The following is a 24,224-nucleotide window of genomic DNA, read 5'->3' on the forward strand; positions in this document are numbered from 1 at the left end:
AAACAAAGCGTGACATTCACTGCAACAAAAGACTTATGTCCCTGATTACACTGGTTCCTATCCAACGGAGCCCCCTTACAAACAATGAAGCTGGCGATGATCGGATTCGGACAGGCCGGTGGGAAAATCGTCGATCGATTCCTCGATTACGACGATCGAACGAACAGCGGAATCGTCCGCGCGGCGATCGCTGTTAACTCCGCGAAAGCGGATCTCATGGGTCTCGAGAATATACCACAGGAGAATCGCGTACTCATCGGTCAGGCCCGCGTCAAGGGCCATGGCGTGGGTGCAGACAACGAGCTCGGCGCGGCGGTCGCCGAGGAAGACATCGACGAGGTACAGAACGCCATCGATGCGATCCCAACCCACGAGGTCGACGCCTTTCTGGTCGTCGCCGGCCTGGGTGGCGGGACCGGTTCCGGCGGTGCACCTGTCCTCGCAAAACACCTGAAACGGATCTTTACCATCCCCGTCTACGGCCTCGGCGTACTGCCAGGAACCGACGAAGGTGGAATCTACACGCTCAACGCGGCGCGTTCGTTCCAGACGTTCGTCCACGAAGTCGACAACCTGCTCGTGTTCGATAACGACTCGTGGCGACAGACCGGCGAGTCCGTTGAAGGTGGCTACGACCAGATCAACGAGGAGATCGTTCGCCGGTTCGGTATTCTCTTTGGTGCTGGCGAGGTCGGCGACGGTCAGGAGGTCGCCGAAAGCGTCGTCGACTCCTCCGAGATTATCAACACGCTCTCGGGTGGCGGCGTCTCGACGGTTGGCTTTGCAAGCGAGGAAGTCGAATTGAACACCGGCGGCGGACTGCTCTCGCGGTTTACCGGCGACGACGGGGGCAGCGACAACCTAGACGCTGCGAACACGACCAACCGAATCACGAGCCTCGTCCGGAAAGCCGCACTCGGCCGACTGACGCTGCCGTGTGAGATCGAAGGCACCGAGCGGGCCCTGCTCGTGCTTTCAGGTCCATCGGAGTATCTGAACCGGAAAGGCATCGAACGCGGCCGCAAGTGGCTCGAGGAAGAAACTGGCAGCATGGAAGTCCGTGGTGGCGACTTCCCCCGCCAGGAGCCAGAAGTCGCCGCAGCGATCTTGCTCTCGGGCGTCACGAACGTCCCACGAATCAAGCGTCTCCAGCAGGTCGCAATCGAGGCCCAGGAGAACATCGACGACATCCAACAGGAAAGCGAGGATAACTTAGAGAGCCTCGTTGAAGACGACGAAGACGAACTCGAGCCGCTGTTTTAGGCTCGCAGTTCCGTTCCGAGCCACAGGCGCTAGCGACCGCATTCGTTTGGGGGCACAACGATGTGACTGTCGCTGCCGTGTCAGTGCTTGGAAGCCCACTCTCGGGGGTTCGGGTCCGACGTGTTTTTCACCGTACTCGGGCTACACTGGATCGATGCACGTCGTCGTCCCGTTTGCCGCCACCGACCCGAAGACACGGCTCGCGTCAGTCCTGACGTCTACGGAGCGGTCGACGTTCGCTCGAGCCATGCTTGCGGACGTCCTCACTGCGATCGTCGAGGCGGACGCGGAGCCGACGGTGGTGTCGACGGCGCCGCTCGACCCCGCCGCCCTGTCACTCGAGGGTCGTCTGCTCGATGCAGTTTCGGTAGCCGTCGACGATCGACCGCTGACCGAGGCCGTCAACGCACGGCTGCCGGCCGATCACGACGAGGCGGCCACCGCCGTCGTCATGGCCGACCTCGCGCTTGCGACACCCGAGGCACTCGAGCGCCTCTTTTCGCACGATACTGGCGTCGCAATCGCACCAGGACGAAGCGGCGGCACGAACGCGGTCGTCGTTTCCCATCCCGATTTTCGCGTGGACTACCACGGCGCGTCGTATCTGGACCACTGTGAGATCGCTCGTGACGTGGACACACACCTCGAGACGATCGACTCGTTTCGACTGAGCACCGACATCGACGAACCCGAAGATCTCGCTGAGGTGCTCGTCCACGGCGCGGACACTGACCGCGCGCCAGCCTGTCTTCGGGAGTTCGGATTCGCTCTCGAGACACGAGACGGCCGCGTCGGTGTTGCCCGACTCGAGGAATCGACGCGCGAGTGACCGATATCCCTGCCCGAAGTGAAGCGCTTATCTGCCACGCGATACCACTCCGACCTAATGACTGCCGGGGCGAGCGAGTACGGTGTCGACATCGCGATCGACGACACAGCGGTCGCTGATCTGCTTGCGGTCACGCCCGACGACGTCGACGCGCCCGAGGCGCTGACGTTCGCCCGGAACGTCTTTGTCCCGTTGACGACGGCGTGTCGTTACACCTGCACCTACTGCACGTACTTCGACGCGCCCGGACAGGCCTCCCTGCTCAGCCTCGAGGAGGTTCGCGACATCTGCCACAACGGAGCCGACGCAGGCTGTACGGAAGCCCTGTTTACGTTCGGCGACGATCCCGACGACCGCTACACCGAGATCCACGCGCAACTCGAGGAGTGGGGCCACGACTCGATTCATACCTATCTGCGCGACGCCTGCGAGGTCGCCCTCGAGGAAGGGCTGCTCCCCCACGCCAATCCGGGCGATCAGACCCGCGAACAGCTGGCCACCGTGGCCGACGTCAACGCCAGCATGGGCGTGATGCTCGAGACGACCGCCGAGGTCGGTGCCCATGCTGGTCCCCGGAAGAAAGAACCGGGCCAACGACTTCGAACCATCAAAAACGCGGGCGAACTCGACGTTGCCTTCACCACCGGCATTCTCGTCGGAATCGGCGAGTCCTGGCGCGACCGCGCGGAGAGTCTGCTTGCCATTCGCGAACTTCACAATCGATACGACCACATCCAGGAGGTGATCATCCAGCCGGTCGTGAACAACGAGCGCTGGGACGAGGGCTCGCCCGCCCTCGAGACGATGCGTCGGGTGACGGCGATGGCCCGCGTGGCGTTGCCCGAGGAAATCTCCGTGCAGGTGCCGCCGAATCTCGCGCCCGCCCGCGACCTGATCGACTGCGGCGTCGACGATCTGGGCGGCGTCTCGCCAGTCACGGACGATCACATCAACCCCGATTATAAGTGGCCCGCGCTGCGCGAACTCGAGGCGATCGCCGATTCCGCGGCGCTACCGCTGCGCGAACGGCTGCCGGTCTACGAGCGGTTTCTGCCCGCCGACCTGCGACCCGACGCGTTCGACGGCGTGGCGGCCGACGGCACGGCCGGCGCGAGTGACGGTCGTGACCCGAGCGCAGATCGTCAGTGGATCTCGCCAACGATTCGCGGCGCGCTCGAGGCCGACGACGCGGCTGGCAGGCGCTACCGAGCAGTGCTCGACGGCGAGTCGCTGTCGACGCGTTAGAAGTACGCTCGGTGGACCGCGATCCCTTCGTCCTCGAGCACTGGCCCCTCGATGGTCGTCGTCGCGTCGGACCGATCGACCACTTCCTCGCAGGGGATCTCGATTACGCCGTCGTCTCGCAGCGCTGCGAGCGAGTCGACGGAAACGCTGTAGACGATCCGGCCGAGGCCCGCGTAGGCGATCGCGCTCGCACACATCGGACACGGCTCCGTGCTGGTGTACATCGTACACGCCGCGCGCTCGTCGGCCTCGAGTTCGCGGGCGGCCCACCGCGCCAGTTTGAACTCCGGATGGGCGGCGATGTCGTCGTCTGTGAGCGTCGTGTTCTCGGCCGTCCGAACGACGTCGTCGTCGACGACGAGCAGCGAGCCGAAAGGGGTGTTGCCGTTGTCGACTGCGGTCCGTGCGAGGTCGATCGCCCGTCGAACGCCGGCTTCGTCCGTGGTCATAGCTCATCGAACGTCACCGACGGGTTTCGACGCTCCGGTTTTGCGACACCGCCTCGAAACGCGCCCGGCCCGGCAATCACACAGCGTTATCCCCCTTCGAACGTGGAGAGTCGCGTATGCACGTCGATCTGAGCCACCCGATCGAAACCGGGATGCAGACGTACCCAGACGATCCGCCGGTCGTCGTCCAGCCACACGCGACCCACGAGGAACACGGAGCCAGCGTCGCCGCCCTCGAGTGTGGCAGCCACACCGGGACACACGTCGACGCTCCGGCACACATCGACCCCGACGGGAACACGCTCGCGGCCTACTCGCTCGAGCGGTTCGCCTTCGACGCCGTTCGAATCGACTGTCGCGACCTCGAGGCGCGCGAGCCGATTCCGGCGAGTCGGATTCCCGACGTCGACGCCGATCTCGTGGCGTGTTGGACGGGGTGGGATACCCACTGGGGCAGCGAGCGGTATCTCGAGCATCCGTATCTCTCGCCGACTGCGGCTGAAGCGTGTGTCGAGCGCGGGTTCGACGTCGCTGTGGATACACTCAACCCGGACCCGACGCCGACAGCTACCGCCAGCGCGGCCGAACCCGACGGCTTCGTGGCTCACCACACGCTGCTTGGCAACGGAGGGGTGATCCTCGAAAACCTCACGAACCTCGAGGCAGTCGGCGATCGGTTCGAACTCCGGGCGTACCCCCTCGCACTGGACGGCGACGGCGCACCGGTGCGGGCCGTCGGTCTCACAGATGAAAAATGACCAGTTAGGACCGGACGATCCGGAACTGATCCGGCGCGGATTCCTCGAGTGTGGCATCCGCACGGAGCTTCACGATCTTGCCCGTCGGCTGGGGTTCGACCGTGGCGGGAGCATCGACCGACTCGAGGGTGCCGAGCAACTGCGCTTTCGGTGGTTTCTGGGCGGCGCCGCAGTCGTAGATCGTGAGCAGGCCGCGATCGCTGTCCTCGCGTTCGTAGACGACCACGTGGGCGTGATTTGGCAGTCGCCAGCTGGCGTCGTCGGTCTGAAAGAGGTGGTTCATATCAGTGGTAACGGGTGGCATCCACAAAAAGTGCTCCTCCGTTCGCGCCGACCCAACAGTGGTCTGTGACGATCAGTCGTCGGCCGGCGGCGCTCGCTCCTCGGGTGTCAGAATGGGCGTCCCGTCGGATTTCGGCCCCAGTCGCGGGCCAAACGGCGGCTCGTCGGGGTCGATAATACGGCGCGTCTCGTAATCCGTCGAGCGCTCGACCGGCACCCGACCGATCGAGGAGATGAGGTCGACGTAGTCTGCAAACGAGCGATACTCGCCGTACTCGCCGCCGGCGCGTTTGGTAATCTCCTCGGAGAGGATCGTCCCCATAAAGTCGTCGGCCCCACAGGAGAGCATCTTTAGCCCCTGCTCGTCGCCGTATTTGACCCATGACGACTGGATGTGGTCGATGTTGTCGAGGAACAGTCTCGAGACGGCGATCATGAGTTCGTCCTCGTCGGTGCTTGCACCGCCCGACACCACGTCGTGTTCGAAAAGCGGCGTGTTCTGGTGGACGAACGAGAGCGGAACGAACTCCGTGATCGCGCCGTCGACGCGCTCTTGAAGCTCACGAACCCGTTTGAGGTGCATCGCGCGGTGGGCCTCGTTCTCGACGTGGCCGTACATGATCGTCGCCGTCAAGCCCAGACCGACGTTCGCGGCGGCTTCCATCGCCTCGAGCCACCCCTCTGTACTGATCTTGCCGGGACAGATCACGTCGCGGACCTCCTCGACGAGGATTTCGGCGGCCGTGCCGGGCACCGTATCGAGGCCGGCCGCTTTGAGTCGGCCGTAGACGTCCTCGTAGGACCAGTCGGTCCCCCGCCGGGCGTGATAGGCCTCTTCGGGCGTCATCGAGTGGACGTGGACGCCGTCGACGCTCATCGCCGAAATCTGGTCCGTGTAGGTGCCGGGATCGATTTCGTACGCTTCGGGCGGCTTGTAGTTGACCGCCTTCGGGTCCGGGTGGGCCTCGAGTATGTCGCGGTGTTCGCCGTCCAGCGCAAACGCGGGGTGAAGTCCGGAGACCGATGTCACCTCGTAGACGCCGCGGGAAACGGCGTCGGCGACGATTTCGCGGGACTTCTCGGGCGTTTTCGTGAATCCAGCGCTTTGCAGTTCGGTATCGCGCTCGAACGTGTGGGCGGCGTCTTTGAAGTTACAGAACAGACAGCCCACGTTACAGGCCGTCGTGACGTTGTTGTTTAAGTTGGCGACGAAGGTGACCTCCTCGCCGACGATGTCGGCGCGTCGGCGATCGGCAGCCTCGAGCACCTGCTCTTTGCGCGTCTGGTCGATACCGTCGACGTCCGTCCCGGTCGTGAGTAACTCGATCGCGTCGTCGACCGTGAGCTGGTCGCCGGCGCGAGCCTTCGTGAGTGCGTTCTCGAACGACTGGTCGGTTTCGGGGACGTGGTCGAACGTGAGGTCTGCCTCGGTCACCGGTCGCTCCATCGGCGTATCAATACCAGTACAGCGAGAAAAGCGTGATGGATCGCCGGGTCGGCGGCGAATTTCGTTGTTCGGGCGAGCAAACCGATACTGAAACCTTCTTACGGTCCGGCCACGGCAACTCGGGTATGAACTGCGGCGGCAGAGACAGCCGAAGGTGTCCCGTATGACGAGTGTCAAAGAATTCCGCATCGACGAGGCGGCGACTGACGACGAACTCGGCCGCGGCTCGTTCGTCTTCACCGATGCCTACTCGGTGTTCGACTGGGGCCAGATGCCCGATTCGATCCCCGAGAAGGGCGCGAGCCTCTGTTCGATGGGCGCGTTCAACTTCGAACTCCTCGAGTCCGAAGGCGTCCCGACCCACTACCGCGGTGTTGTCGAAAACGGCGACGTCGTCCCCCTCGAGGACGCCTCGAGTCTGCCCTGGGAGATGGCGATCGACCTCACGCAGGTTCCTGACCTCCCCCACGAGGGTCGCGAGTACGATTACGACCACTACCACGAGGCGGCCGGCGAGAACTATCTGATCCCGCTTGAGGTCGTCTTCCGCAATCGCGTCCCCGTCGGCTCGAGTCTGCGACGCCGAACCGATCCCGACGACCACGGCCTCGCGTTCGACAGCTGGCCCGAGGAAGCCGTCGACCTCGATGAGCCGATCGTCGAGTTCTCGACGAAATACGAGGAGGGCGACCGCTATCTCGACCGCGCGGAAGCCGACGAAATCGCCGGCACAGCCGAGATCGACGACCTCGAGTCGATCGCACTCGAGGTCAACCGAATCGTCACTGAGCAGGCCGACTCCGCCGGACTGGTTCACGAAGACGGCAAGATCGAGTGTCTGTACTATCAGGGCGAGATCCGCGTGGCGGACGTCGTCGGGACGTTCGACGAGAACCGCTTTAGCTACGAGGGCACGCAGCTCTCGAAGGAGGTGCTCCGACAGTACCACAAGCGCACCCAGCCCGACTGGGTGCAGGCCGTCGAAGCCGCGAAAGCCGAGGCCAAACAAGAAGATATCGCCGACTGGAAATCGCTCTGTGACGTCGAGCCCGAGCCGCTCGAGGACGATGTCATCGAGACCGCTCGCGACCTCTACTGTGCTGGTGCCAACGCCTACATGGACATGGAGCTGTTCGACGCGCCGCCGCTCTCGAGTGCGATCGGTGCCGTCCAGCGTCTCTGACGCTCCAATTCCGTTCCGCGCCCGGCGGCGAACGCGGTGCTCGAGGAATTTACACCCAGCCGTCGGGAAGCCGCTCTCGATTGGAATCTAACAGCTCGAGCAGCGGCTCGACCTCATCGAAGTTCGATCCTCGCGTTACTCGGTTGCTTTCCGGGTTCCAGTCGATGACGTCGTGGTCCGCTAACTTCGGCAGATGGGCGTGTTTCACCTCCGCGAGTAAAAGTTTCTTTTCCCCCTCGCTCATGTTCAGTTCGCTCGTGTGGACCATGGGCGTCTCCAGTAGCTGCAAAAGGAGTCGCCGGCGGTGAATGTGACCGATCGCCCAGAGATATCGGTCGAGCTCAGGCATCTTCAGTAATGGTATGCAAAGGCGAGTCAAGTGCCTGCGCCACGCAGTGGCAGGCGATGATCGAGCCGCGAGTCGGTGGGCTCGCCCTCGAGTGCAAACGGTGTGTGCCGGTGTCTCGTGGCGACGGTATTTGGGTGCTCGAGTCCAACATCGGCTATGCAACTCACAGTGTACGGCCCCCTCCGGAGTGCGACCGGCGAGAAGACGGTCACCCTCGAGTTCACGGGGACGACTGTCGCGGATGCGCTGGCCGAATTTACCGCCGCATATCCGCGGGCGACCCCGTACCTCTACGACGGCGAGACGGTACGACCGAGCGTTCGAGTGTCGATCAACGGCGAACGGGCGCCGCTCGAGGCCCCGGTGTCGAACGACGCCGAACTGACGCTGATGCCGGCCGTCCAGGGCGGCTCGACCGACAGGTGAGCCGTCTCAGAGATCGTACTGTTCGCGCACCAGGTGGTCGATCCCGCGTTCCTCGAGGACGGCCATCGGCGCGAGCATGTCGAGTTGGACAACGCCTGGCAGACGGCCGATCTGGACGCCGCCGGTGAACGTACACCGCGAGCGAACCTCGCCTTCGCTCATCTCGAGCAGTTTCGTCGCCCGATCGAACGCATTTTGGGTCGCATCGTTGACCGTCGCGCCGGAGCCGATGACCTGAATCGGGCCCATGTCATCCTCGAGGTCGACGCCGTGCTGGTCGGCGAGGTCGTGGCCAGCCTCGCGTTCCGCGTCGCTGTAGGGTTTGCTGATGAAAGGCAGGTCCTCCTCGGGTGGCAACAAGACCGGCCCGTCGAGCTCGAGGCCGTCGATGACCTCGACGTCCATGCGGACGGTGCCGCTGACGTCGGTCGTATGCAGTGAGAGTTCGCCGTCGCCCTGATTGGCGTGGAGATCGCCGACGTAGATGCCAGCCCCGTCGACTTTGACGGGACAGATGAGGGTCGCGCCGGTCCGGACCTGCGGGATGTCCATGTGGCCGTCAGTTCGGTCCTCGAGGTCGGCTTCGCTCTCTATGCCGTAGTCGTGGTCGGCCCCGATGAGGAACTGGCCGAAGTCGCCGGCGTTGTGCGAGTCGGGCATCGTGACCGGCGGCGTCGTCCCGACGTTGCCGATAAACGGTCGCAGGCGCCCGAGCGTGCCGGGCATCTCGCCGGGTTCGTACAGCAAGATTGGATGTTGGCGTGAGTTCTCAGGAATGTCCATCACGTCGTCGGCGTTCTCGGCGAGGTCGTGGGCCGCGTCCTCGTCGAGCGTGATGCCGACGGTGCCGTCGTCGTCGAAGGCGACGGTGTAGCCGTACTCGAAGCCAAAGGAGGAGGCGTTCGCGCCACACTCGGCGCACTTGATCGCCTCCTCGCCCGTGCCCGAGACGATCGTCTCGGGCCACTCGGTTCCACATTCAGGACAGCGGTGGTCGACGAACGGATCGTCGCCGAAGGCGTCCTCGCGTTCGGCCATCGAGCCCGTACTCGTCGCCATACTCGTCACCTCGACGTCGTGGATGTGAAGCGCCACGGCGTCGCCGACGCTCGCCCCCTCGACACGGATCGGTCGCGTGACCTCGTGGCCACCGCGGAACTCCGGCGTGATCATCGGCCCCCAACAGCCCGGCGGCGTATACGTCTCGATCGTCCCGCCGTCAGCGACGGTTCCCGCCCACTCCTGATCGGGGCCGACGAGGCCGAGCGTGTACTGGTCGACGAAGAGCTCCTCTTCGATTTCTCGTTGTGCCATGCCATACCAAAATACGCCACCGACGTCGATAAGCCTACTGTCACCGAGGCTGAGTGAACTGCGGACAATGGTAACGATAGATTCGTTCAAGTGTGACGCTTGCATCCAGTCGCATAATGGTCGAACTCACAGACGAGGACCCACCCGAGTGTCAACAGTGTGGCGACTCCGTTGCATCGGCGTCTGAACAACGCGTCGTCAGCACCGTCGAGGACGGCACGGCGATCCACCAATATTTCTGTAGCGACGCCTGCCTCGAGCTCTGGGAGGCGTAGCCAACGCGACACGGGTCCGAAAAAACGCTCGCCGACTGGCCCAGCTACTGGTCGTTCGCGACGACGCTGCCGATCCCGTCGACCGGCCGATCCGGCGTGAACTGTTCGATCTCGTCGGGCAGGCCGAGCTGGTAGCCAGTTCCGTTTTCTCGGACCGACGTTCGGCCGCGATGAACCGAGACGTCGCCGTTTAAGTGGAGTTTGACAGCTTCGAGCAGCGCGTCTGCCTCGAGTGGCTGGCCGCGGCGTTTCATCTCATCGAGATCGGCATCGTCAGGGACGTCGAACGCGCGCTGGGTGATGATCGGTCCCTGATCGAGGTCGGTCGTCACGTAGTGGGCGGTCACGCCGGCCACGCGGACGCCTTCTTCGACGGCCTGTCGGTACGCCTCCGCACCGGGGAAGGCGGGCAGCAGGCTCGGGTGGACGTTGATGATACGGTCCTCATAGCGGAAGACGACGTTCGGGCTGAGAATGCGCATGTATCGCGCCAGCACGATCAGATCGACGTCGTACTCACCGAGGAGGTCGAGCAGTTCGTCTTCGTTCTGCTGGCCGCCATCGTCACCGATGTCGTGAAACGGCACATCGTAATGTTCGGCAAGCGGCTGGAGGTCGTCGTGGTTACCGATGACGACGCCGATATCCGCGCCGAGTTGGTCGTTCGCCCACGCCTCGAACAGTGCCTCGAGGCAGTGGCTCTCTTTCGTGACGAGGACGGCGATCTGTTGGGTCTCGCGGTCGGCGGGGAACCGAACCTGTACGTCGAGGCCGAGTTCGTCGCCGAGGTCGTGGAGGTCCTCGCGCAGTGTTGCTTCCGTACAGACCATCTCGGAGGTGTCGACGGCGAGATACATCCGGAAGACGCCGTCCCGAACGGCCTGATCGAGGTCTTCAATATTGATCCCGCGCTCGAACAGGAGACTGGTCACGCCAGCGACCAGCCCGGTATCGTCGTCTCCGATAACGGTAATCTCTGTTACGTTCGTCGTCATCGCAACCACCTCCGCTCGAGCGAATTCTGGTCCATCAGTACGAGTTTCAGTCTACGTGTGGTCAAAAGTCCTGCTTTCTGCCGATGATTCTGCGGGCAGACAAGTAGCAAGATAGCAATATCGCTTCTCAACAATCGTTCACGATCGCCGAAAACGAACCACTGGGTGACGGTTCGCGGCAGTCTGTGCGGGGCCGACTTAGGCGAGATCGCGTGCGCGACGGCGCAACGCCGGTTCGAGGGTCTGCTCTTCTGCAAGCGTCTCGAGTTCGGCGGTCGCCCGACAGTCGGCAAGCCCCTCGAGTGCCTGTCGACGGAACTCACCGCGGAGCCCGTCTAGCTGGACGATAACCGAGAGGTTCAGTCGCTCGTCGCTCTCGATCAGTCGGTCGATCGCGTCGCGACGGTGGGTGTGGTGGACAGTCGATTTGACGGCGGTTTGGAATGGTGTGGACATGATGTGTAGGGAAACTGCTAGGTGGTCGTACGACGGGGCGTCTGTGCGTCGACCGCGGCGGGTTAGCGCATCGCGTCTCGAGAGACGAACGCCGAGCCGGTCGCTCTGATCCACGTCTCCTCGATGGAGCCGGCGGTCACCGCCGAGTAGATCGTACAGACGTCCGGCCGGTGATCGTTGCACTCGAGATACGCCTGATAGCACGGCGAGATGTCGCTAGGCGAGCGGTCACCAGCGGCTGGTGGCTCGGCTGTATCCGCCCGACGTTCGACGTCGGTGTTCCGTTCCGTCATTGGCGAACGGCGTCAGTCTGCAATGCCGAGTTCCTCTGTCTGCTCTTGCTGGTCGTCGGCATCGGGTTCGTCGGCCGCATCCTCGGCCGCAGGCTCTGGCGGTTCGAACGTCGGGAATCGATCCTCGAACGCTGACCAGTCGGCCTCGAGTTCGTCGTCGGTCAGCAGACAGTCGGCGAGGTCGTCTCGCAGCGACTCGTGGTCCATTTCGGTACCGATCACGACGAGCCGGACGTTGCGGTCGCCCCATCGGTCGTGCCACAGCTCCTCGAGTTGCGGGTTTGCCTCGAGCTGTTCGCGCCGCTCTTCGGCCGGCAGCGTGTCGATCCACTGCCCACCGGGTCCGACACGAACTGATTGGCCGGCGACGTTGAACGTCAGCGCCTCGTCTTCTCGGGTTGCGAGCCAGAAGTGGCCTTTCGCGCGAACGACCGCATCGGGGAACGCATCGAGCAGGTCGGCAAAGCGCTCGGGGTGGAACGGCCGACGCGCCTCGAAGACGAACGAGCTGACGCCGTGTTCCTCTTCGGCCGACTCGTGGGGCTCCTGGAGCTCCTTGATCCAGCCTGCCGACTGGCTCGCTTCCTCGAAGTCGAAGCGATCGGTCTCGAGGATGTTGTCGGGGTCGATCCGGCCGTGTTCGGTGCGAACGATCTCGGCACGGGGCTGGAGCACCTCGAGCGTGGATTCGACCTTCTCGAGGGTTTCCTCGTCGACCAGATCACACTTGTTCAGCACTAAAACGTCGCAGAACTCGACCTGCTCGACCAGCAGGTCGCCGAGGTGCTTTTTGGTTCCATCGTCGTCGAGGATCTCGTCGGACTCCATCGCGGTGTGGAACTGGTGGGCGTCGACGACCGTGACAGTCGTATCCAGATGGCACCCCTCGAGCGGTTCGATACCGGTCTCCTCGTAGAACTCGGTGGGATCGAGATCGGACTGGTCGAAGCCGAGCGTCAGGGTCTGGGCGACGGGGAGTGGCTCGGCGACGCCAGTCGATTCGACGATGATGCCGTCGAACGCGCGGCGCTGGGTAAGTTCGCCGATGGCATCGAGCAGATCGCCGCGGAGTTCACAGCAGATGCAGCCGTTGGAGAGTTCGACTAGCTCCTCGTCTTCGTCGGCGATATCAGAGGATTCGGCGACGAGGTCGGCATCGACGTTGACCTCACCCATGTCGTTGACGAGCACGGCGAGGTCCCGATCGTCGCTCTCGTGCAGTACGTGGTTGAGAACGGTCGTCTTACCGGCGCCGAGGATACCGGACAGCACCGTGACGGGAATCGAGTTGTCGGACATTCAGTTAACAACACGAACTCGGTGCTAATAGTAGTTATTATCCTATTCGGTATAGTTATTAAGACGGCGACGGAACATCCGTCCGATGTTCGAGTGCGTTATCGTCGGCGGTGGCATCCACGGCACGTACGTTTGTCAGCGGCTGCTCGAGGACACGACCCTCGAACGCGACGAGGTGCTGGTGGTCGACCCCCACGAGCGCCTGCTCGAGTCGTTTCGCCGGAAGGCTGACGCCTGCGAGATGGACGAACTCCGGTCGACGTTCGTCCACCACATCGGCACCGAGCCGTTCGGCCTCGAGAGCTTCGCCGAAGGGCGAGGTCGGACGGACGAACTCCTGCCGACGCCGGGGTATCCACAGCGGCCGACGCTGTCGCTGTTTCTCGACTACGCCGACTACGTGATCGCGGGCAACGACCTCGAGCGGCTCCACCGTCAGGCAAACGTCGATGCGATCCGTCGGACCGAATGCGGCGATGGGCTCGTTCTCGAGACGCCAGCAGCCGACGGCGCTGGCTCGAGCGAGGCGATCCGGACCCGAAACTGCGTGCTGGCGATCGGCCACGGCGGCCGCTACCGGAAGCCAGCGTGGGCAGATGGTGTCGACTCGGTCACCCACGTCTGGGACGGGTTCGACCCTGAGACGCCTGCCGAGGAGACGATCGTCGTCGGCGGCGGGATCACGGCCGCCCAGCTTGCGACCTGTCTCGCCGAACGCGAGCGCGAAGCGGTGACGCTCTGTTCACGCCACGAACTCGAGACGGCGACCAGCGAAGCCGACCCGCGCTGGATCAACTGGAATCACATCGAGAACCACCTCCACCGACAGCCAGCGGGCTCACAGGACCGATACGAGATCGTTCGCGCGGCGCGCAACGACGCTACGGTTCCCCAGACGCTGCTTGAGCGCCTCGAGTCGGTAGCCGACGACGGACCGCTGTCGGTTCGCTGCGGGGACATCTGCTTCGCCCGTGAGGTTGACGGACAGGTACGGCTGTTGCTCGAGACTGGGGGCTGTCTCTCGGCCGACCGCGCCGTGTTGGCGACGGGCTTTGCACCCGTCTTCGACCACCCGTTCGTCGACCGCGTCGCCAGCGAACTCGGCCTCGAGCGAGGATATCGCGGCATGCCAGTGCTCGACGACGAGACGTTGGCGTGGTCGCGAGCCGACGGCGGCGAGTCGTCGCTGTTCGTCACCGGCGCGCTGGCGGCCGGCACGGTTGGCCCCTTCGCGGGGAACATCGCCGGCGCGCGGCGTGCAGCCGACCGGCTGACGGGGGCGATCGCGACTAAGGACAGGCTTCCGCTGGCGGCCGATTGAACGCCGTCCGATAGTCGATTCCCTCGGGTCGCCGACAGCGACCTGCCGGTTGCCACGTCGCATCCATGCCGTTTTGTATGTGTGTGTAGTATTGTGCTCTATGAGCAAGATCAGGCCGCCCGAACTCGAGGAGCGACTGGAAACCGGGGAGTCGCTGTACGTCCTCGACATTCGCCCGCGCAAGACCCACCAGCGTGACGGCATCGACGGCAGTCAGAACATCCCCGTTTACGACGATCTTCGACGTGGCGACGACGCCGAATTTCGACAGTCACTGTCGAAGATTCCGAAGGGAAAGACGGTCGTCACGGTCTGTAAGGCAGGTATCGTTGCCAAGAAGGCAACAGCGGTGCTCGAGGAGGAAGGCTACGACGCCGTGACACTGTCCGGCGGAATGCGGGGCTGGAACGGCTATCAGAATGGCTCGATCGGCTACCGACTCTCGTCGCTGCTTCGCCGACTCGTTCCCTGACACGGACTCCTGTCAGTCAGTACCGATGGACCCGTAACCAGCCTCCAGTTTCACCGGGAACTCGAGACCGCAGACCGTGTGAGTCCGGTGGCTGCGCGGGGTATCCACGAACGTGCATGACAGACGCAAGGCGAAAGCGTTTTTGAGCATGGTTACGGGGTAACAGGTAATGACTGGCTACACCGCGACGGTGACCGTCCGACTCAAACACGGCGTGCTCGATCCCGAAGCCGAGACCACACAGCAAGCCTTAGAGCGGCTTGGCTTCGAACTCGAGGATCTGCGCGCTGCGGACCGCTTCGAGGTCGACCTCGAGGCCGAGTCGGCTGACGCCGCGAGCGAGCGCGCAAGCGAGATGGCAGAACGACTGCTTGCGAACCCGACCATCCACGACTACGACGTGGAGGTCGACGAACGGTAGATGACGGTTTCGATCATCCGCTTTGGCGGCTCGAACTGCGACCGGGACGCCGAACGCGCCCTCGAGCACCTCGATATCGACGCCGAAATCGTCTGGCACGAGGACGGCCTCCCCGAAGATCTCTCTGGGATCATGCTGCCCGGTGGGTTCTCCTACGGTGACTACCTGCGTGCGGGTGCGATGGCTGCACGCTCGCCGATCATGGAAGCGGTCCGCGAGGCCGCTGCCGATGGCATTCCCGTGCTCGGCGTCTGTAACGGGGCCCAGATCGGCTGTGAGTCCGGCCTCACTGAAGGCGCATTTACGACCAACGAGAGCGCACGCTTCCAGTGTGAGCACGTCTACCTGCGTGTCGAACGCGACGACACGCCCTGGACGGCCGCCTACGAGGAAGGCGACGTCATCGAGATCCCGATCGCCCACGGCGAAGGGCGCTATGAGGTCGACGACGACCGACTGGCCGAACTCGAGGACGAGGATCGCGTTCTCTTCCGGTACTGCGACGAGAACGGCGAGACGGGGCCCGATGTGAACCCGAACGGCTCGAAACACAACGTCGCCGGCGTCATCGGCGACCGCGAGACCGTCGCGGTGTTGATGCCCCACCCAGAGCGCGTGACGCTGCCCGACATCGGTCCGACCGACGGACAGGGCGTGCTGCAGGGCTTCGAGTCGGCGTAACACTGTTTTCTCGACGGTGGACGGTTTTTTGTCGCTGATCGCTCGAGCAACAGCGGTCGCGTCTCGAGTCGGGAGCGCACTGGAGAGACGACGCCGTACAGGACGGGATCGACTCGACGGCTCGAGGGCCTTATCGCGTCAGTGGCTGGTTGAAGCTGCGTTCGCGTTCCATTACGACCTCCCAGGTGCCTTCGCACTCACAGGAGACCTGTTCGAAGACGGTGGGGTCCTGTCGGAGGTCGAAATCCTTGATCGCCTTCTGGACACGGTCATCACACTCTTGGCAGTTGTGTGGGCCGCGGTCGGAGCCGTGGCCGACGGGGTCCGAGACGACGATGGCGTCGACGTCGGCCGTCTGCTCTAAGACGTGGGCGACCGACCAAAGCCACGGCGGCCGGTAGCCGTCGCGGAAGTAGAGTTCGTCGACCATCGTGTAGCGCTGGACGTTACACGGGTTCATCGAGACGGTGTGACAGCCGTCGACGTCGGCACAGCGCTCGATCGAGCTGATCATGTCTTCGACGGCCTCAGATTCGGTGAGGAACGGCGGCTTCATCAGGAGGTAGGCTTTGATCCCCGCGTCGGCGTCGTCGCCCGCCTCCGCGTCGGCCTCGGCGGCTTCCGCGCAAGCAGCTTCGAAGTCCGCGAAATCGAAGTACTTGTTGACGCAGTCGTGTCGGACCCGGTCGGTCGCCGTCTCGAGACCGATCGCGATGTCCGTGTCGATACCGTGGCGGGTGAAGTCGCCGATCTTCTCGCGGTCGACGAAGTCGGGCAGTGACTCGAGGACGATGCGCTCGCGGTCGGCGAACGTCTCGCCGATGGCGCGGCGGGTGTCCGCGCCGACTTCGCGCTCGTCAAGGAACGAGCCGGAGGTGTAGATCTTGATGAGTTCGGCTGGCTCGTCTGCGTTGTCGGCTTCGTGCTCGAGACAGACGTCGATCTGATTCATCAGGGCCTCGTGAGAGACGGAGCCGCCGTCGACGCTTTCGGCGACGTAGCCACACATGGTACAGCCACCGGCGCGAGCCCAGCGACAGCCACCGGTGTTGAGAATGATCGTCAGACTTCGTTTGACGCCGCCAGGGGTGTTGTCCTCGTCGAGCCAGACGCGAGTCGGCTCGTGGGGATCGTAGCTCGCCTCTTTGCGCGAGCGGATCTCCCGCATGACCTTGTTGTGGGCGTCCATGCCCTTGCCCTGCTCGTAGACGTCGGGCGTGGGTTTACTCATTGTGGGGAAAAAGCGCGTCAGCGCCTAAAGCGCCTTCGTCTAGCGGCCGGCACCAGCGGTGTTGTCCTCGAGACGGCAGTCGATCACCTGTCGTCATCACTCACGATGCTCGTCATCACTCAAGAATGGAACGGACCTAAAGACGCATCTCACGCGTCTCGATGGCGTCGCAGGTGGGACAGATGAACTGGTACTTGACGCGGCTCCCCGCAGCGCTGACGCGCCAGTTTCCGTCGTCGTCGATGTACCCACACGCCGAGCATTCGAGGTCCGTCTCGTTGAATCTGTTTCGGAGCTGTTCAAACGGTGATCGTGCCTTGGACATATGTCATCATATGACATAGTCCCTCATAATAGTTCGGGTCAGATTCGAAACTGGTTGTTTGTCCGAGCAATCCCCGTGGCTCTTAGGATGCTGCCGCTCGAAGAGGAGACCATGGAACACGCCGATGCGGAGTATGGGGGTGGTGGCGGTCACGCGACCGCTGCAGCCAGTGCGCTCGAGTCAGTCGTCGATCCCGTTGTCTCCGTCGCTGATGAGACGGTCACGTATGCGAACGCGGCCGCACGGGATGCATTCGAGTTGCCAACCGACGAGCGGACGGGCGACTGGGACCCAGCGACCGTTCTCGAGTCATGGCCACGAATCGAGTCGGCCATCGACGAGACGACGGTCGGCACGGTTCGGACGGTGTCGCTCGAGCGCTACAACGCGCGTATCCACCGCTCCGTCGACGGAGCGACGATTACGTTCGAGCACAGCGGTCGCGCGGGGGAGCCTGACCGTCCGGCTGACGAGTTCACCCCCGTCGGGGAGAGCGACCGCGCGGTCAAAGACCGCGCGATCAACGAGGCCCCGGTCGGGATCACGATTTCCGATCCGGATCTCGAGGACAACCCGCTCGTCTACGTCAACGACGCCTATCGAGACATGACTGGCTACAGCTTCGACGAGGTCGTGGGACGGAACTGCCGGTTCCTGCAGGGCGAAGACTCGAGCGAGGAGGCCATTGCCGAGATGGCAGCGGCGATCGACGAGGATTATCCAGTGACGGTCGAACTCAAGAACTACCGCAAAGACGGCACCCCGTTCTGGAACGAGGTCACGATCGCCCCTGTCCGCGACGACGATGGAACAGTCACTCATTACGTCGGCTTCCAGAACGACGTGACGGCTCGCAAACGGGCCGAGTTAGAACTCGAGCGCCGAACCGCGGAACTCGAGTACATCTTGGATCGGGTCGAGGGACTCATTCAGGACGTCACCGACGTTGTCGCGGGATCGACCACTCGATCCGAACTCGAAGCAGAAGTCTGTGATCGGATCGCGATGGAGACGGTCTACGACGGCGCGTGGATCGGTGAACGAAATCCTGCGACGGGGACGATCGACGTCCGAACGAGTGCAGGAGGCTGTCCCGAAACGGGCGTTCCGGCTGACGCTGACCATCCGACTGCGGCCACACTCGCTGAAGATACTGCGACGACCGAGACGCGTGAGGGGACGACACACGCCTCGTTTCCGCTGACGTACAACGACATCGAGTACGGCGTACTCACTGTCTGTGCCGGCGACGGTCGAACCATCAACGAGCGTGAGACGGTTATTCTCTCTGCGCTTGCCCGCGCAGTCGCAAGCGGTGTCAACGCCCGTGAAACCAGCCGCGTGCTCGAAACCGACGCTGTCGTCGCTGTCGAACTCACGCTTACCGATTTGGCCGTCGCGCCAGCAGCCCTTTCGGCTGCGGCGGACTGCCGACTCGAATACCGCCGTTCGGTCCACCGCACCGACGACGAGACGGCATCGCTGTTTACCGTCACCGGGCCCGACGCCACCGCTGCCGACCTCACTGCAGCCGTCGGCGAAATCCCCGACCTCGACTGTCGTATCCTTGTCGAACACGACGACGAATGTCTGGTCGAACTCTCCGGTGGCGACGATCTCGTCGGGTGGCTCTCCGAACGTGGCGTTCGCACACAGTCGATCGAAAGCGAAGACGGACGCACCGACCTCGCACTCGAGATTCCGCGTTCAGCAAACGTCCGCTCGGTCGTCGAGGGCGTCGAAGACCGTTACCCCGGCACCGATATCGTCTCGTTCCAACAACGCGATCGTGAACACGAGACCCGACAAGAGTTCGCTGCTCGGCTTGAGGGCGATCTCACCGAGCGCCAGTTCGCTGCGCTACAGCGAGCGTACCTGAGTGGCTACTTCGAGTGGCCTCGTCCGACGACCGGCGAAGAACTCGCCCAGTCGATGGGCGTCTCGCGACCAACGTTCCACGAACACCTGCGGACAGCTGAGTCGAAACTGTGTCAGGCCTTTTTCAACGATACGCAATCCTCGGATTGAGACTGCAGGCTGAATGCCAGTCTTAATCCGCTGTAGTGCGGGATTATGAGGCTAGACGGTCGCAGGTGTTTATCTGCCATCTGGTGATAGCCCGGGATATGCTCGAGAACGCAATGGCGGATCCACTGCAGATGGGTGGCGGCGGCTTCCTGTACTGGGCAGTGATCTTCTTCGTGCTCGCGATCGTCGCCGCAGCCGTCGGCGCGCGTGGCGTTGCCGGTGTCTCGATGGAGATCGCCCGCATCTTCGTGTTGATTTTCGTTATCCTCGCGATCGTCGCTCTCCTGTTATAGAGTCGGTCCCAGTGGGTGCCGTCTACTGGCAGGGCTGTAGCCACCCACGCAGGTGCCGTCCAGTCCCGGATGAAATTACCGCTACTAGTTACGAGTTGGCAGTATTTGCTCGCCGGCGTTACACCGAAAGTCGAGACTTTCTAGCTTCTGTACGCGCCTCCCCCGACAGCACTCGCCTCACGAAACGTAACCATAGATGGTTACTGTATGGTGGGAACGACTAACATTGTGGGCGTCCAAATAAAGAGTGAGAAGTTACTATGACAGAACTCGGCGGTTTCCAAGACAGAGTCGCACGCGTCGACCTCTCGGACGGATCAGTAGGATACGAGTCGATCGACGAGGATGACGCGAAAAAATACATCGGTGCTCGAGGACTCGGCGTGAAGTACGTCTTCGATCAGGGGCCGGACGTTGACCCGCTCGGTCCCGATAATCTGCTCGCGGTTATGAACGGGCCGTTGTCGGGCACACAAGTAACGATGAGCGGTCGGGTCGCCGTCTGTACGAAGTCACCGCTTACAGGCACCGTTACCGACAGCCATCACGGCGGCTGGTCGGGCGCTCGCCTCAAATGGGCCGGCTTCGACGGCCTGCTGTTCGAGGGCGAAGCCGACGAACCAGTCTATGCCTACATCGAAGACGGTGAACTCGAGCTTCGTGACGCCTCCCATCTCTGGGGCAAGGGAGTCCACGAGACGCGAGACCACCTCGAGGAAGAGGTCGACGGAGCCTATGGGAAGAACCTCTCGCTGATGGCGATCGGACCTGGCGGCGAGAACGAAGTCAAGTACGCCTGTATTATCAATGAGGACGACCGGGCCTCGGGCCGCGGCGGCACGGGCTGTGTCATGGGGTCGAAAAACCTCAAGGCAATCGTCATCAAGTCCTCGACGAAGATGCCCCAGCCGGCAGATCCGGAGACGTTCAAAGAAGGGCACCAGCAGGCGATGAAGGCCATCCAGGAATCCGACGTCACCGCACCCAACGAGGGCGGGCTCTCGATGTACGGGACGAACGTCCTGATGAACATCGGCGAGGAGATGGACGGTCTCCCGACCAAAAACGGCCAATACACCTCGACCGAAGCCATGCGCGATGCCGAGGGCGTCGACATCGACGCCGAACGGGTCTCCGGGGAAAACGTCCGCGAGAACATTCTCGTCGACGAGCCGACGTGTCACTCCTGTCCAGTCGCCTGCAAGAAGGAAGTCGAAGTGCAGACGATGCACAAAGGCGAGGAAATGAACGTTCGGATGGAGTCCTACGAGTACGAATCGGCGTACGCCCTCGGACCAAACTCCGGGCACACCGACCGCGACGCCGTTGCGCTCATGATCGACCGCTGTAACGACATGGGTGTCGACACTATCGAGACAGGCAACATGATGGCGATGGCCATGGAGATGTCCGACGAGGGCAAACTCGAGGCCGAAGGCGAACTCGAGTGGGGCGATGCCGAGACCATGATCGATCTGATCGAGCGGATCGGCCGCCGTGAGGATGACCTCGCGGACCTGCTCGCAGAGGGGCCACGCCGCGTCGCTGAACAGAAGGCGGCCCACGACAACTCGCTTGCGGTCAAAGGCCAGACGATCGCTGCCTACGACCCACGCTGTATGAAGGGTATGGGAATCGGCTACGCCACTTCGAACCGCGGGGCCTGCCACCTGCGCGGGTACACGCCAGCCGCCGAAATTCTGGGCATCCCAGAGAAAGTCGACCCCTACGAGTACGAGGGCAAGGGCGAACTCACGGCTGCCTTCCAGGATCTCCACGCAATCAGCGACTCCTTCGACATCTGCAAGTTCAACGCCTTCGCCGAAGGCATCGAGGAGTACGTCCTCCAGTACAACGGGATGACCGGACTCGACGTCAGCGAGGACGAACTCATGGAAACGGGCGAGCGCATCTACAACTTAGAGCGCTACTACAACAACCTCGCCGGCTTCGACGGCACGGACGACTCGCTGCCCGCACGCTTCCTCGAGGACGGCATCCGCGGACAGGGTGCAAGCGAGGGCGAGTACTGCGAACTCGAGGAGATGAAAGCCGAGTACTACGACCACCGTGGCTGGGTCGACGGCGTCGTCCCCGATGAGAAACTCGAGGAACTCGAGATCGATATCGGGCCGGGAACAGGTGTCAGCGCCGGCGACTCGCCAGCACCAGCCGACGACTGATCACCGTCGCCTTTGGACCAACGAGAGATCGTTTTTTCGCGGTCGTCCCGCTCGACGATCAGTTCGACGACTCCACGTCGCCCGAGTTGGACGATGACCCGTCCTCGAGGTTTCGGCCGACGTTCTGGGTCTCGTCGCGATGACTACGACACTGCCTCTCAGTTCTGATCCAACCGCAAGCGGGTTCGCGGTCGCTCCGAGACACAGGGACAGCAAACCGTATGAGCAGACGGAAATAGCCGAGAGAAACAGAGCTCGATCGCAACTGTCGCGTCGTCCGCTACGACTGCTGATTTGGACGCGACGAGCGCGTCAGGACTGCTGTCAGTCAGTGCCAGCCCGACCGAATGTGCCCGCGGTCGCGACGAGACAGCAGACCGTATCAGTCGTCAGCAACGGCGAACTGCGCGCTGGCGTCGGTGTCGGCTTCGGGCTTCGTGATTTCGATTTCAATTTTACCGTCGTCGAACGAAATGTGTACATCGTCGAAGCACTTGTGATACTCAGTCGCATGCTTTCCGGAGGTGTTGATACGGACTCGCTCTTCGACCAGATCGGCGTCGGTCAGCTTCTCGACTTTCCGATAGGCCGTCGACATGGGGATATCACACTGCTCGGAGAGCTCCGTCGCCGTTAGTGACTCTTCGCTCGTCGCCTCGAGAATCGCTCTGCAAGCGTCGTCGTCCAGTGCAGCGAGTACTGCCTGTGCGTCAACGGAGTGGTCAGCTGTCGACCAACCTCGCTTCGTAGTGGCGTTCGTCGCGGACATTGTGTTCACTCCAAGAGAGTGACCCTGCCCCCTCCAAATATGCCCCAATAAATACAGGGTGTTTTATACGGGGGCAGGCGGTTCCGTTCGGACACAGGGTTTAGAAGGACCCACTGCTAACGATGGTTGATGGCTTCGGGGATTCGCGCAGAAATAAAGATCGACAATCCGGCCAACTGTGTCGTGACAGCGGCGTCTGCGGCGACAGACGGACGCGTTCTCTCGGTCTCGAGGAGTACGAGCGCGGATACACCGGAGCGCGTTTCCGTGGAGTTTCTGCTCGAAGCCGAGACGTATCCCGAGACGTTCGACATCGACGTCGAGCTGTCGCCGGTTTTTTCATACGGCTCGAGTCGAGTGTATCGGTTTACCCGTGAACTCGGTGATGGCTGTCCGTGTGAGTGTATCGAACGCCACGGATCGCCAGTAGTTGACGTTAGCACGCTCGGCTCGTCGCTGTTTCTGACGTTCCATGCGGAGGATATGGAGGGGTTGCAGGCGATTATTGGTGATCTCAAACAGCAGTGCTCGAATCTGGACGTTCAGCGACTACTCCAGTCACAACAGGAACACACCGAACAGCAACTCGTCTTCGTCGATCGGAGCGAGCTGACTGCCCGGCAACTCGAAGTGCTCGAGACGGCACACCAGATGGGCTACTTTGATCACCCAAAGCGGGCCAATGCTGGCGAAGTTGCCGAGGAACTCGGAATTGCGAGTACGACGTTTACCGAACATCTCGCGGCTGCACAGACGAAGCTCCTCGATTCGATCCTCGAGTACGACGAGCGATGAGCGGGTCGTGGCGGCAGTTTCTGGTTAAAGAACCCTTCGGCAACTACTGGATTTCGACGGCGAACCGCAGCACTATATACGGATCATGCACAACGATGTACATAGACTTCACCGGCTTAGACAAACGTCGCCCCCCTCATGAGTAGATACGAATTTACCTGTCCTGACTGCGGACAAGCAATCGAGGTTAACGAGGCAATGCGCGAGGCCACCCTGAGACACGGCTGTCCAGTCTGTGGTGCTGAGGTAACAGCCGGGGATTTCGCTGCCGAGCAACCGACGAGCTGATACTGTTGGAGACGCCTCGACAGCAGTCTCGAGACGCAATGGCTTTCGAAACTACGCCTCGCGGTCGATGTCGGTCTGTCGGCCGTTGAGCGAGTCGGGTGTCAGTCGATACAGTTCGATATCGAGTTCGTCTTTTTGCTGTGCCCAGATCTCGAACAGTGGCCGTTTCGCGTCGCCGTACTGGGCAATCTGTGACGGCGTCAGCTCCGCTGGTGGGATGTTCTCGAGTGTTCCGGTTGCGATGACGCTCCGATAGCTCGAGGCCTGCTCGTCGTAGACGACGAGCCGTGCCGACGGAGAGGTGTCGAGGAACGCTCGCTTCTCGCTTTCCGGTGTCGACACCAGTCGCATATAGAAAACTCGATCATCGTCGTCATAGCCGTATGAGATCGGAATCGAATATGGTTCGTCGGTGCGTGCAAGCGACAGCACTCCCGTCTCGTGATGACCGAGAAAATCGTCTATCGCCGCGGCAGTCATTTCTGTTTCCTGACTAATAGCCATCGTCTCAGTGCATCGAGAGAGGGCGAACACACTCTTTATAGTTGCCATCG

Annotated in this window: 29 protein-coding genes; 16 read left to right on the plus strand and 13 right to left on the minus strand. The window is 62.5% G+C overall.

What is annotated here, in order from left to right; all coding sequences use genetic code 11:
• Window positions 1-84 precede the first annotated feature (84 nt).
• The 3 genes from DV706_RS04160 to cofG all read left to right on the plus strand — a co-directional run bounded on the left by DV706_RS04160 (window position 85) and on the right by cofG (window position 3,337).
• Entirely contained in the window at window positions 85-1,263 is a 1,179-nt protein-coding gene (locus tag DV706_RS04160) for a tubulin/FtsZ family protein (RefSeq protein WP_006066393.1), read from the plus strand.
• A 154-nt stretch (window positions 1,264-1,417) separates the two neighbouring features.
• Window positions 1,418-2,092, plus strand: a complete 675-nt coding sequence (gene cofC, locus DV706_RS04165; protein WP_006066392.1) for a 2-phospho-L-lactate guanylyltransferase — start codon at window positions 1,418-1,420, stop codon at window positions 2,090-2,092.
• A gap of 57 nt (window positions 2,093-2,149) precedes the next feature.
• Complete coding sequence (gene cofG, locus DV706_RS04170; RefSeq protein ID WP_006066391.1) at window positions 2,150-3,337, plus strand: 7,8-didemethyl-8-hydroxy-5-deazariboflavin synthase subunit CofG; 1,188 nt, start codon at window positions 2,150-2,152, stop codon at window positions 3,335-3,337.
• On the opposite strand, the gene DV706_RS04175 is transcribed toward cofG, so the two are convergent.
• Entirely contained in the window at window positions 3,334-3,786 is a 453-nt protein-coding gene (locus DV706_RS04175) for a nucleoside deaminase (RefSeq protein ID WP_006066390.1), read from the minus strand. The two genes, cofG and DV706_RS04175, sit on opposite strands and share 4 nt — an antisense overlap.
• A 116-nt stretch (window positions 3,787-3,902) precedes the next feature.
• Between DV706_RS04175 and DV706_RS04180 the strand changes: the two genes are divergently transcribed.
• On the plus strand, window positions 3,903-4,544 hold the full coding sequence (locus DV706_RS04180; protein WP_006066389.1) for a cyclase family protein: 642 nt from the start codon (window positions 3,903-3,905) through the stop codon (window positions 4,542-4,544).
• Window positions 4,545-4,548: 4 nt separating this feature from the next.
• Here DV706_RS04180 and DV706_RS04185 read toward each other — a convergent pair whose 3' ends face one another.
• Both DV706_RS04185 and cofH read right to left on the minus strand, forming a co-directional pair.
• Window positions 4,549-4,827 (minus strand): hypothetical protein, encoded by a 279-nt coding sequence (locus DV706_RS04185; RefSeq protein ID WP_006066388.1) that lies wholly within the window; start codon window positions 4,825-4,827, stop codon window positions 4,549-4,551.
• Window positions 4,828-4,899: 72 nt separating this feature from the next.
• Window positions 4,900-6,273, minus strand: a complete 1,374-nt coding sequence (gene cofH, locus DV706_RS04190) for a 7,8-didemethyl-8-hydroxy-5-deazariboflavin synthase subunit CofH (RefSeq protein ID WP_006066387.1) — start codon at window positions 6,271-6,273, stop codon at window positions 4,900-4,902.
• A gap of 163 nt (window positions 6,274-6,436) precedes the next feature.
• On the opposite strand from cofH, the gene DV706_RS04195 reads away from it, so the two are divergent.
• A complete protein-coding gene (locus tag DV706_RS04195) occupies window positions 6,437-7,456 on the plus strand; it encodes a phosphoribosylaminoimidazolesuccinocarboxamide synthase (RefSeq protein ID WP_006066386.1) in 1,020 nt (339 codons plus the stop codon).
• A gap of 49 nt (window positions 7,457-7,505) precedes the next feature.
• Here the strand turns inward: DV706_RS04195 and DV706_RS04200 are convergent, their stop codons facing one another.
• Window positions 7,506-7,805: a hypothetical protein gene (locus DV706_RS04200; RefSeq protein ID WP_006066385.1), complete on the minus strand. Its 300-nt coding sequence runs from the start codon at window positions 7,803-7,805 to the stop codon at window positions 7,506-7,508.
• Window positions 7,806-7,961: 156 nt separating this feature from the next.
• On the opposite strand from DV706_RS04200, the gene DV706_RS04205 reads away from it, so the two are divergent.
• Entirely contained in the window at window positions 7,962-8,231 is a 270-nt protein-coding gene (locus DV706_RS04205) for a MoaD/ThiS family protein (protein ID WP_006066384.1), read from the plus strand.
• 6 nt (window positions 8,232-8,237) lie between these two features.
• Here the strand turns inward: DV706_RS04205 and DV706_RS04210 are convergent, their stop codons facing one another.
• On the minus strand, window positions 8,238-9,545 hold the full coding sequence (locus DV706_RS04210; protein WP_006066383.1) for an acetamidase/formamidase family protein: 1,308 nt from the start codon (window positions 9,543-9,545) through the stop codon (window positions 8,238-8,240).
• Between the two features lie 116 nt (window positions 9,546-9,661).
• Between DV706_RS04210 and DV706_RS21650 the strand changes: the two genes are divergently transcribed.
• Entirely contained in the window at window positions 9,662-9,820 is a 159-nt protein-coding gene (locus DV706_RS21650) for a DUF7576 family protein (protein ID WP_006066382.1), read from the plus strand.
• A 44-nt stretch (window positions 9,821-9,864) separates the two neighbouring features.
• Here the strand turns inward: DV706_RS21650 and DV706_RS04215 are convergent, their stop codons facing one another.
• From DV706_RS04215 to DV706_RS04230, 4 genes are all read right to left on the minus strand, one after another.
• Window positions 9,865-10,815: a formyltetrahydrofolate deformylase gene (locus DV706_RS04215; RefSeq protein WP_006066381.1), complete on the minus strand. Its 951-nt coding sequence runs from the start codon at window positions 10,813-10,815 to the stop codon at window positions 9,865-9,867.
• 198 nt (window positions 10,816-11,013) lie between these two features.
• Window positions 11,014-11,271 carry a hypothetical protein gene (locus DV706_RS04220; RefSeq protein ID WP_006066380.1) on the minus strand — a complete coding sequence of 86 codons (258 nt, stop codon included), beginning with the start codon at window positions 11,269-11,271 and terminating at the stop codon, window positions 11,014-11,016.
• A gap of 62 nt (window positions 11,272-11,333) precedes the next feature.
• A complete protein-coding gene (locus DV706_RS04225; protein WP_006066379.1) occupies window positions 11,334-11,564 on the minus strand; it encodes a DUF7511 domain-containing protein in 231 nt (76 codons plus the stop codon).
• 12 nt (window positions 11,565-11,576) lie between these two features.
• Complete coding sequence (locus DV706_RS04230; RefSeq protein WP_006066378.1) at window positions 11,577-12,863, minus strand: GTP-binding protein; 1,287 nt, start codon at window positions 12,861-12,863, stop codon at window positions 11,577-11,579.
• Window positions 12,864-12,948: 85 nt separating this feature from the next.
• Here DV706_RS04230 and DV706_RS04235 point away from each other — a divergent pair, with 85 nt between their 5' ends.
• From DV706_RS04235 to purQ, 4 genes are all read left to right on the plus strand, one after another.
• Window positions 12,949-14,184, plus strand: a complete 1,236-nt coding sequence (locus tag DV706_RS04235; protein ID WP_006066377.1) for an FAD/NAD(P)-binding protein — start codon at window positions 12,949-12,951, stop codon at window positions 14,182-14,184.
• 100 nt (window positions 14,185-14,284) lie between these two features.
• Window positions 14,285-14,656, plus strand: a complete 372-nt coding sequence (locus tag DV706_RS04240; protein WP_006066376.1) for a rhodanese-like domain-containing protein — start codon at window positions 14,285-14,287, stop codon at window positions 14,654-14,656.
• Between the two features lie 169 nt (window positions 14,657-14,825).
• Window positions 14,826-15,077, plus strand: a complete 252-nt coding sequence (gene purS, locus DV706_RS04245) for a phosphoribosylformylglycinamidine synthase subunit PurS (RefSeq protein ID WP_006066375.1) — start codon at window positions 14,826-14,828, stop codon at window positions 15,075-15,077.
• Window positions 15,078-15,758, plus strand: coding sequence for a phosphoribosylformylglycinamidine synthase I (purQ, locus tag DV706_RS04250; protein ID WP_006066374.1), 681 nt, complete (start codon window positions 15,078-15,080; stop codon window positions 15,756-15,758).
• Between the two features lie 130 nt (window positions 15,759-15,888).
• On the opposite strand, the gene DV706_RS04255 is transcribed toward purQ, so the two are convergent.
• Together DV706_RS04255 and DV706_RS04260 are read right to left on the minus strand one after the other, a co-directional pair.
• Window positions 15,889-16,989, minus strand: a complete 1,101-nt coding sequence (locus DV706_RS04255) for an archaeosine biosynthesis radical SAM protein RaSEA (protein ID WP_136350798.1) — start codon at window positions 16,987-16,989, stop codon at window positions 15,889-15,891.
• Window positions 16,990-17,125: 136 nt separating this feature from the next.
• Window positions 17,126-17,314, minus strand: a complete 189-nt coding sequence (locus DV706_RS04260; protein ID WP_006066371.1) for an HVO_0649 family zinc finger protein — start codon at window positions 17,312-17,314, stop codon at window positions 17,126-17,128.
• A 111-nt stretch (window positions 17,315-17,425) separates the two neighbouring features.
• Here DV706_RS04260 and DV706_RS04265 point away from each other — a divergent pair, with 111 nt between their 5' ends.
• The 3 genes from DV706_RS04265 to DV706_RS04275 all read left to right on the plus strand — a co-directional run bounded on the left by DV706_RS04265 (window position 17,426) and on the right by DV706_RS04275 (window position 21,818).
• Window positions 17,426-19,342 (plus strand): bacterio-opsin activator domain-containing protein, encoded by a 1,917-nt coding sequence (locus DV706_RS04265; protein WP_049889812.1) that lies wholly within the window; start codon window positions 17,426-17,428, stop codon window positions 19,340-19,342.
• Window positions 19,343-19,440: 98 nt separating this feature from the next.
• Window positions 19,441-19,635 carry a DUF1328 family protein gene (locus DV706_RS04270; RefSeq protein WP_006066369.1) on the plus strand — a complete coding sequence of 65 codons (195 nt, stop codon included), beginning with the start codon at window positions 19,441-19,443 and terminating at the stop codon, window positions 19,633-19,635.
• Window positions 19,636-19,895: 260 nt separating this feature from the next.
• Window positions 19,896-21,818 carry an aldehyde ferredoxin oxidoreductase family protein gene (locus DV706_RS04275; RefSeq protein ID WP_006066368.1) on the plus strand — a complete coding sequence of 641 codons (1,923 nt, stop codon included), beginning with the start codon at window positions 19,896-19,898 and terminating at the stop codon, window positions 21,816-21,818.
• A 382-nt stretch (window positions 21,819-22,200) separates the two neighbouring features.
• Here the strand turns inward: DV706_RS04275 and DV706_RS04280 are convergent, their stop codons facing one another.
• The gene (locus DV706_RS04280; protein WP_006066367.1) at window positions 22,201-22,587 is read right to left on the minus strand and encodes a winged helix-turn-helix domain-containing protein; all 387 of its coding nucleotides are present in this window, start codon (window positions 22,585-22,587) and stop codon (window positions 22,201-22,203) included.
• Between the two features lie 129 nt (window positions 22,588-22,716).
• On the opposite strand from DV706_RS04280, the gene DV706_RS04285 reads away from it, so the two are divergent.
• Both DV706_RS04285 and DV706_RS04290 read left to right on the plus strand, forming a co-directional pair.
• On the plus strand, window positions 22,717-23,382 hold the full coding sequence (locus DV706_RS04285; protein WP_006066366.1) for a helix-turn-helix domain-containing protein: 666 nt from the start codon (window positions 22,717-22,719) through the stop codon (window positions 23,380-23,382).
• A 138-nt stretch (window positions 23,383-23,520) separates the two neighbouring features.
• Entirely contained in the window at window positions 23,521-23,670 is a 150-nt protein-coding gene (locus DV706_RS04290; RefSeq protein ID WP_006066365.1) for a DUF7560 family zinc ribbon protein, read from the plus strand.
• A gap of 51 nt (window positions 23,671-23,721) precedes the next feature.
• Here the strand turns inward: DV706_RS04290 and DV706_RS04295 are convergent, their stop codons facing one another.
• Window positions 23,722-24,174, minus strand: a complete 453-nt coding sequence (locus DV706_RS04295) for a pyridoxamine 5'-phosphate oxidase family protein (protein ID WP_049889811.1) — start codon at window positions 24,172-24,174, stop codon at window positions 23,722-23,724.
• Between the last annotated feature and the right edge of the window lie 50 nt (window positions 24,175-24,224).

It is taken from the genome of Natronorubrum bangense (assembly GCF_004799645.1).
In the GTDB taxonomy this organism is placed as follows: Archaea; Halobacteriota; Halobacteria; order Halobacteriales; family Natrialbaceae; genus Natronorubrum; species Natronorubrum bangense.

What these genes read in the sequence shown, in the direction of transcription:
- DV706_RS04160 (WP_006066393.1), top strand. Translation starts at nt 85, where the DNA reads ATGAAGCTGGCGATGATCGGATTCGGACAGGCCGGTGGGAAAATCGTC.
- cofC (WP_006066392.1), top strand. Translation starts at nt 1,418, where the DNA reads ATGCACGTCGTCGTCCCGTTTGCCGCCACCGACCCGAAGACACGGCTC.
- cofG (WP_006066391.1), top strand. Translation starts at nt 2,150, where the DNA reads ATGACTGCCGGGGCGAGCGAGTACGGTGTCGACATCGCGATCGACGAC.
- DV706_RS04175 (WP_006066390.1), bottom strand. Translation starts at nt 3,786, where the DNA reads ATGACCACGGACGAAGCCGGCGTTCGACGGGCGATCGACCTCGCACGG.
- DV706_RS04180 (WP_006066389.1), top strand. Translation starts at nt 3,903, where the DNA reads ATGCACGTCGATCTGAGCCACCCGATCGAAACCGGGATGCAGACGTAC.
- DV706_RS04185 (WP_006066388.1), bottom strand. Translation starts at nt 4,827, where the DNA reads ATGAACCACCTCTTTCAGACCGACGACGCCAGCTGGCGACTGCCAAAT.
- cofH (WP_006066387.1), bottom strand. Translation starts at nt 6,273, where the DNA reads ATGGAGCGACCGGTGACCGAGGCAGACCTCACGTTCGACCACGTCCCC.
- DV706_RS04195 (WP_006066386.1), top strand. Translation starts at nt 6,437, where the DNA reads ATGACGAGTGTCAAAGAATTCCGCATCGACGAGGCGGCGACTGACGAC.
- DV706_RS04200 (WP_006066385.1), bottom strand. Translation starts at nt 7,805, where the DNA reads ATGCCTGAGCTCGACCGATATCTCTGGGCGATCGGTCACATTCACCGC.
- DV706_RS04205 (WP_006066384.1), top strand. Translation starts at nt 7,962, where the DNA reads ATGCAACTCACAGTGTACGGCCCCCTCCGGAGTGCGACCGGCGAGAAG.
- DV706_RS04210 (WP_006066383.1), bottom strand. Translation starts at nt 9,545, where the DNA reads ATGGCACAACGAGAAATCGAAGAGGAGCTCTTCGTCGACCAGTACACG.
- DV706_RS21650 (WP_006066382.1), top strand. Translation starts at nt 9,662, where the DNA reads ATGGTCGAACTCACAGACGAGGACCCACCCGAGTGTCAACAGTGTGGC.
- DV706_RS04215 (WP_006066381.1), bottom strand. Translation starts at nt 10,815, where the DNA reads ATGACGACGAACGTAACAGAGATTACCGTTATCGGAGACGACGATACC.
- DV706_RS04220 (WP_006066380.1), bottom strand. Translation starts at nt 11,271, where the DNA reads ATGTCCACACCATTCCAAACCGCCGTCAAATCGACTGTCCACCACACC.
- DV706_RS04225 (WP_006066379.1), bottom strand. Translation starts at nt 11,564, where the DNA reads ATGACGGAACGGAACACCGACGTCGAACGTCGGGCGGATACAGCCGAG.
- DV706_RS04230 (WP_006066378.1), bottom strand. Translation starts at nt 12,863, where the DNA reads ATGTCCGACAACTCGATTCCCGTCACGGTGCTGTCCGGTATCCTCGGC.
- DV706_RS04235 (WP_006066377.1), top strand. Translation starts at nt 12,949, where the DNA reads ATGTTCGAGTGCGTTATCGTCGGCGGTGGCATCCACGGCACGTACGTT.
- DV706_RS04240 (WP_006066376.1), top strand. Translation starts at nt 14,285, where the DNA reads ATGAGCAAGATCAGGCCGCCCGAACTCGAGGAGCGACTGGAAACCGGG.
- purS (WP_006066375.1), top strand. Translation starts at nt 14,826, where the DNA reads ATGACTGGCTACACCGCGACGGTGACCGTCCGACTCAAACACGGCGTG.
- purQ (WP_006066374.1), top strand. Translation starts at nt 15,078, where the DNA reads ATGACGGTTTCGATCATCCGCTTTGGCGGCTCGAACTGCGACCGGGAC.
- DV706_RS04255 (WP_136350798.1), bottom strand. Translation starts at nt 16,989, where the DNA reads ATGAGTAAACCCACGCCCGACGTCTACGAGCAGGGCAAGGGCATGGAC.
- DV706_RS04260 (WP_006066371.1), bottom strand. Translation starts at nt 17,314, where the DNA reads ATGTCCAAGGCACGATCACCGTTTGAACAGCTCCGAAACAGATTCAAC.
- DV706_RS04265 (WP_049889812.1), top strand. Translation starts at nt 17,426, where the DNA reads ATGGAACACGCCGATGCGGAGTATGGGGGTGGTGGCGGTCACGCGACC.
- DV706_RS04270 (WP_006066369.1), top strand. Translation starts at nt 19,441, where the DNA reads ATGCTCGAGAACGCAATGGCGGATCCACTGCAGATGGGTGGCGGCGGC.
- DV706_RS04275 (WP_006066368.1), top strand. Translation starts at nt 19,896, where the DNA reads ATGACAGAACTCGGCGGTTTCCAAGACAGAGTCGCACGCGTCGACCTC.
- DV706_RS04280 (WP_006066367.1), bottom strand. Translation starts at nt 22,587, where the DNA reads ATGTCCGCGACGAACGCCACTACGAAGCGAGGTTGGTCGACAGCTGAC.
- DV706_RS04285 (WP_006066366.1), top strand. Translation starts at nt 22,717, where the DNA reads ATGGCTTCGGGGATTCGCGCAGAAATAAAGATCGACAATCCGGCCAAC.
- DV706_RS04290 (WP_006066365.1), top strand. Translation starts at nt 23,521, where the DNA reads ATGAGTAGATACGAATTTACCTGTCCTGACTGCGGACAAGCAATCGAG.
- DV706_RS04295 (WP_049889811.1), bottom strand. Translation starts at nt 24,174, where the DNA reads ATGGCTATTAGTCAGGAAACAGAAATGACTGCCGCGGCGATAGACGAT.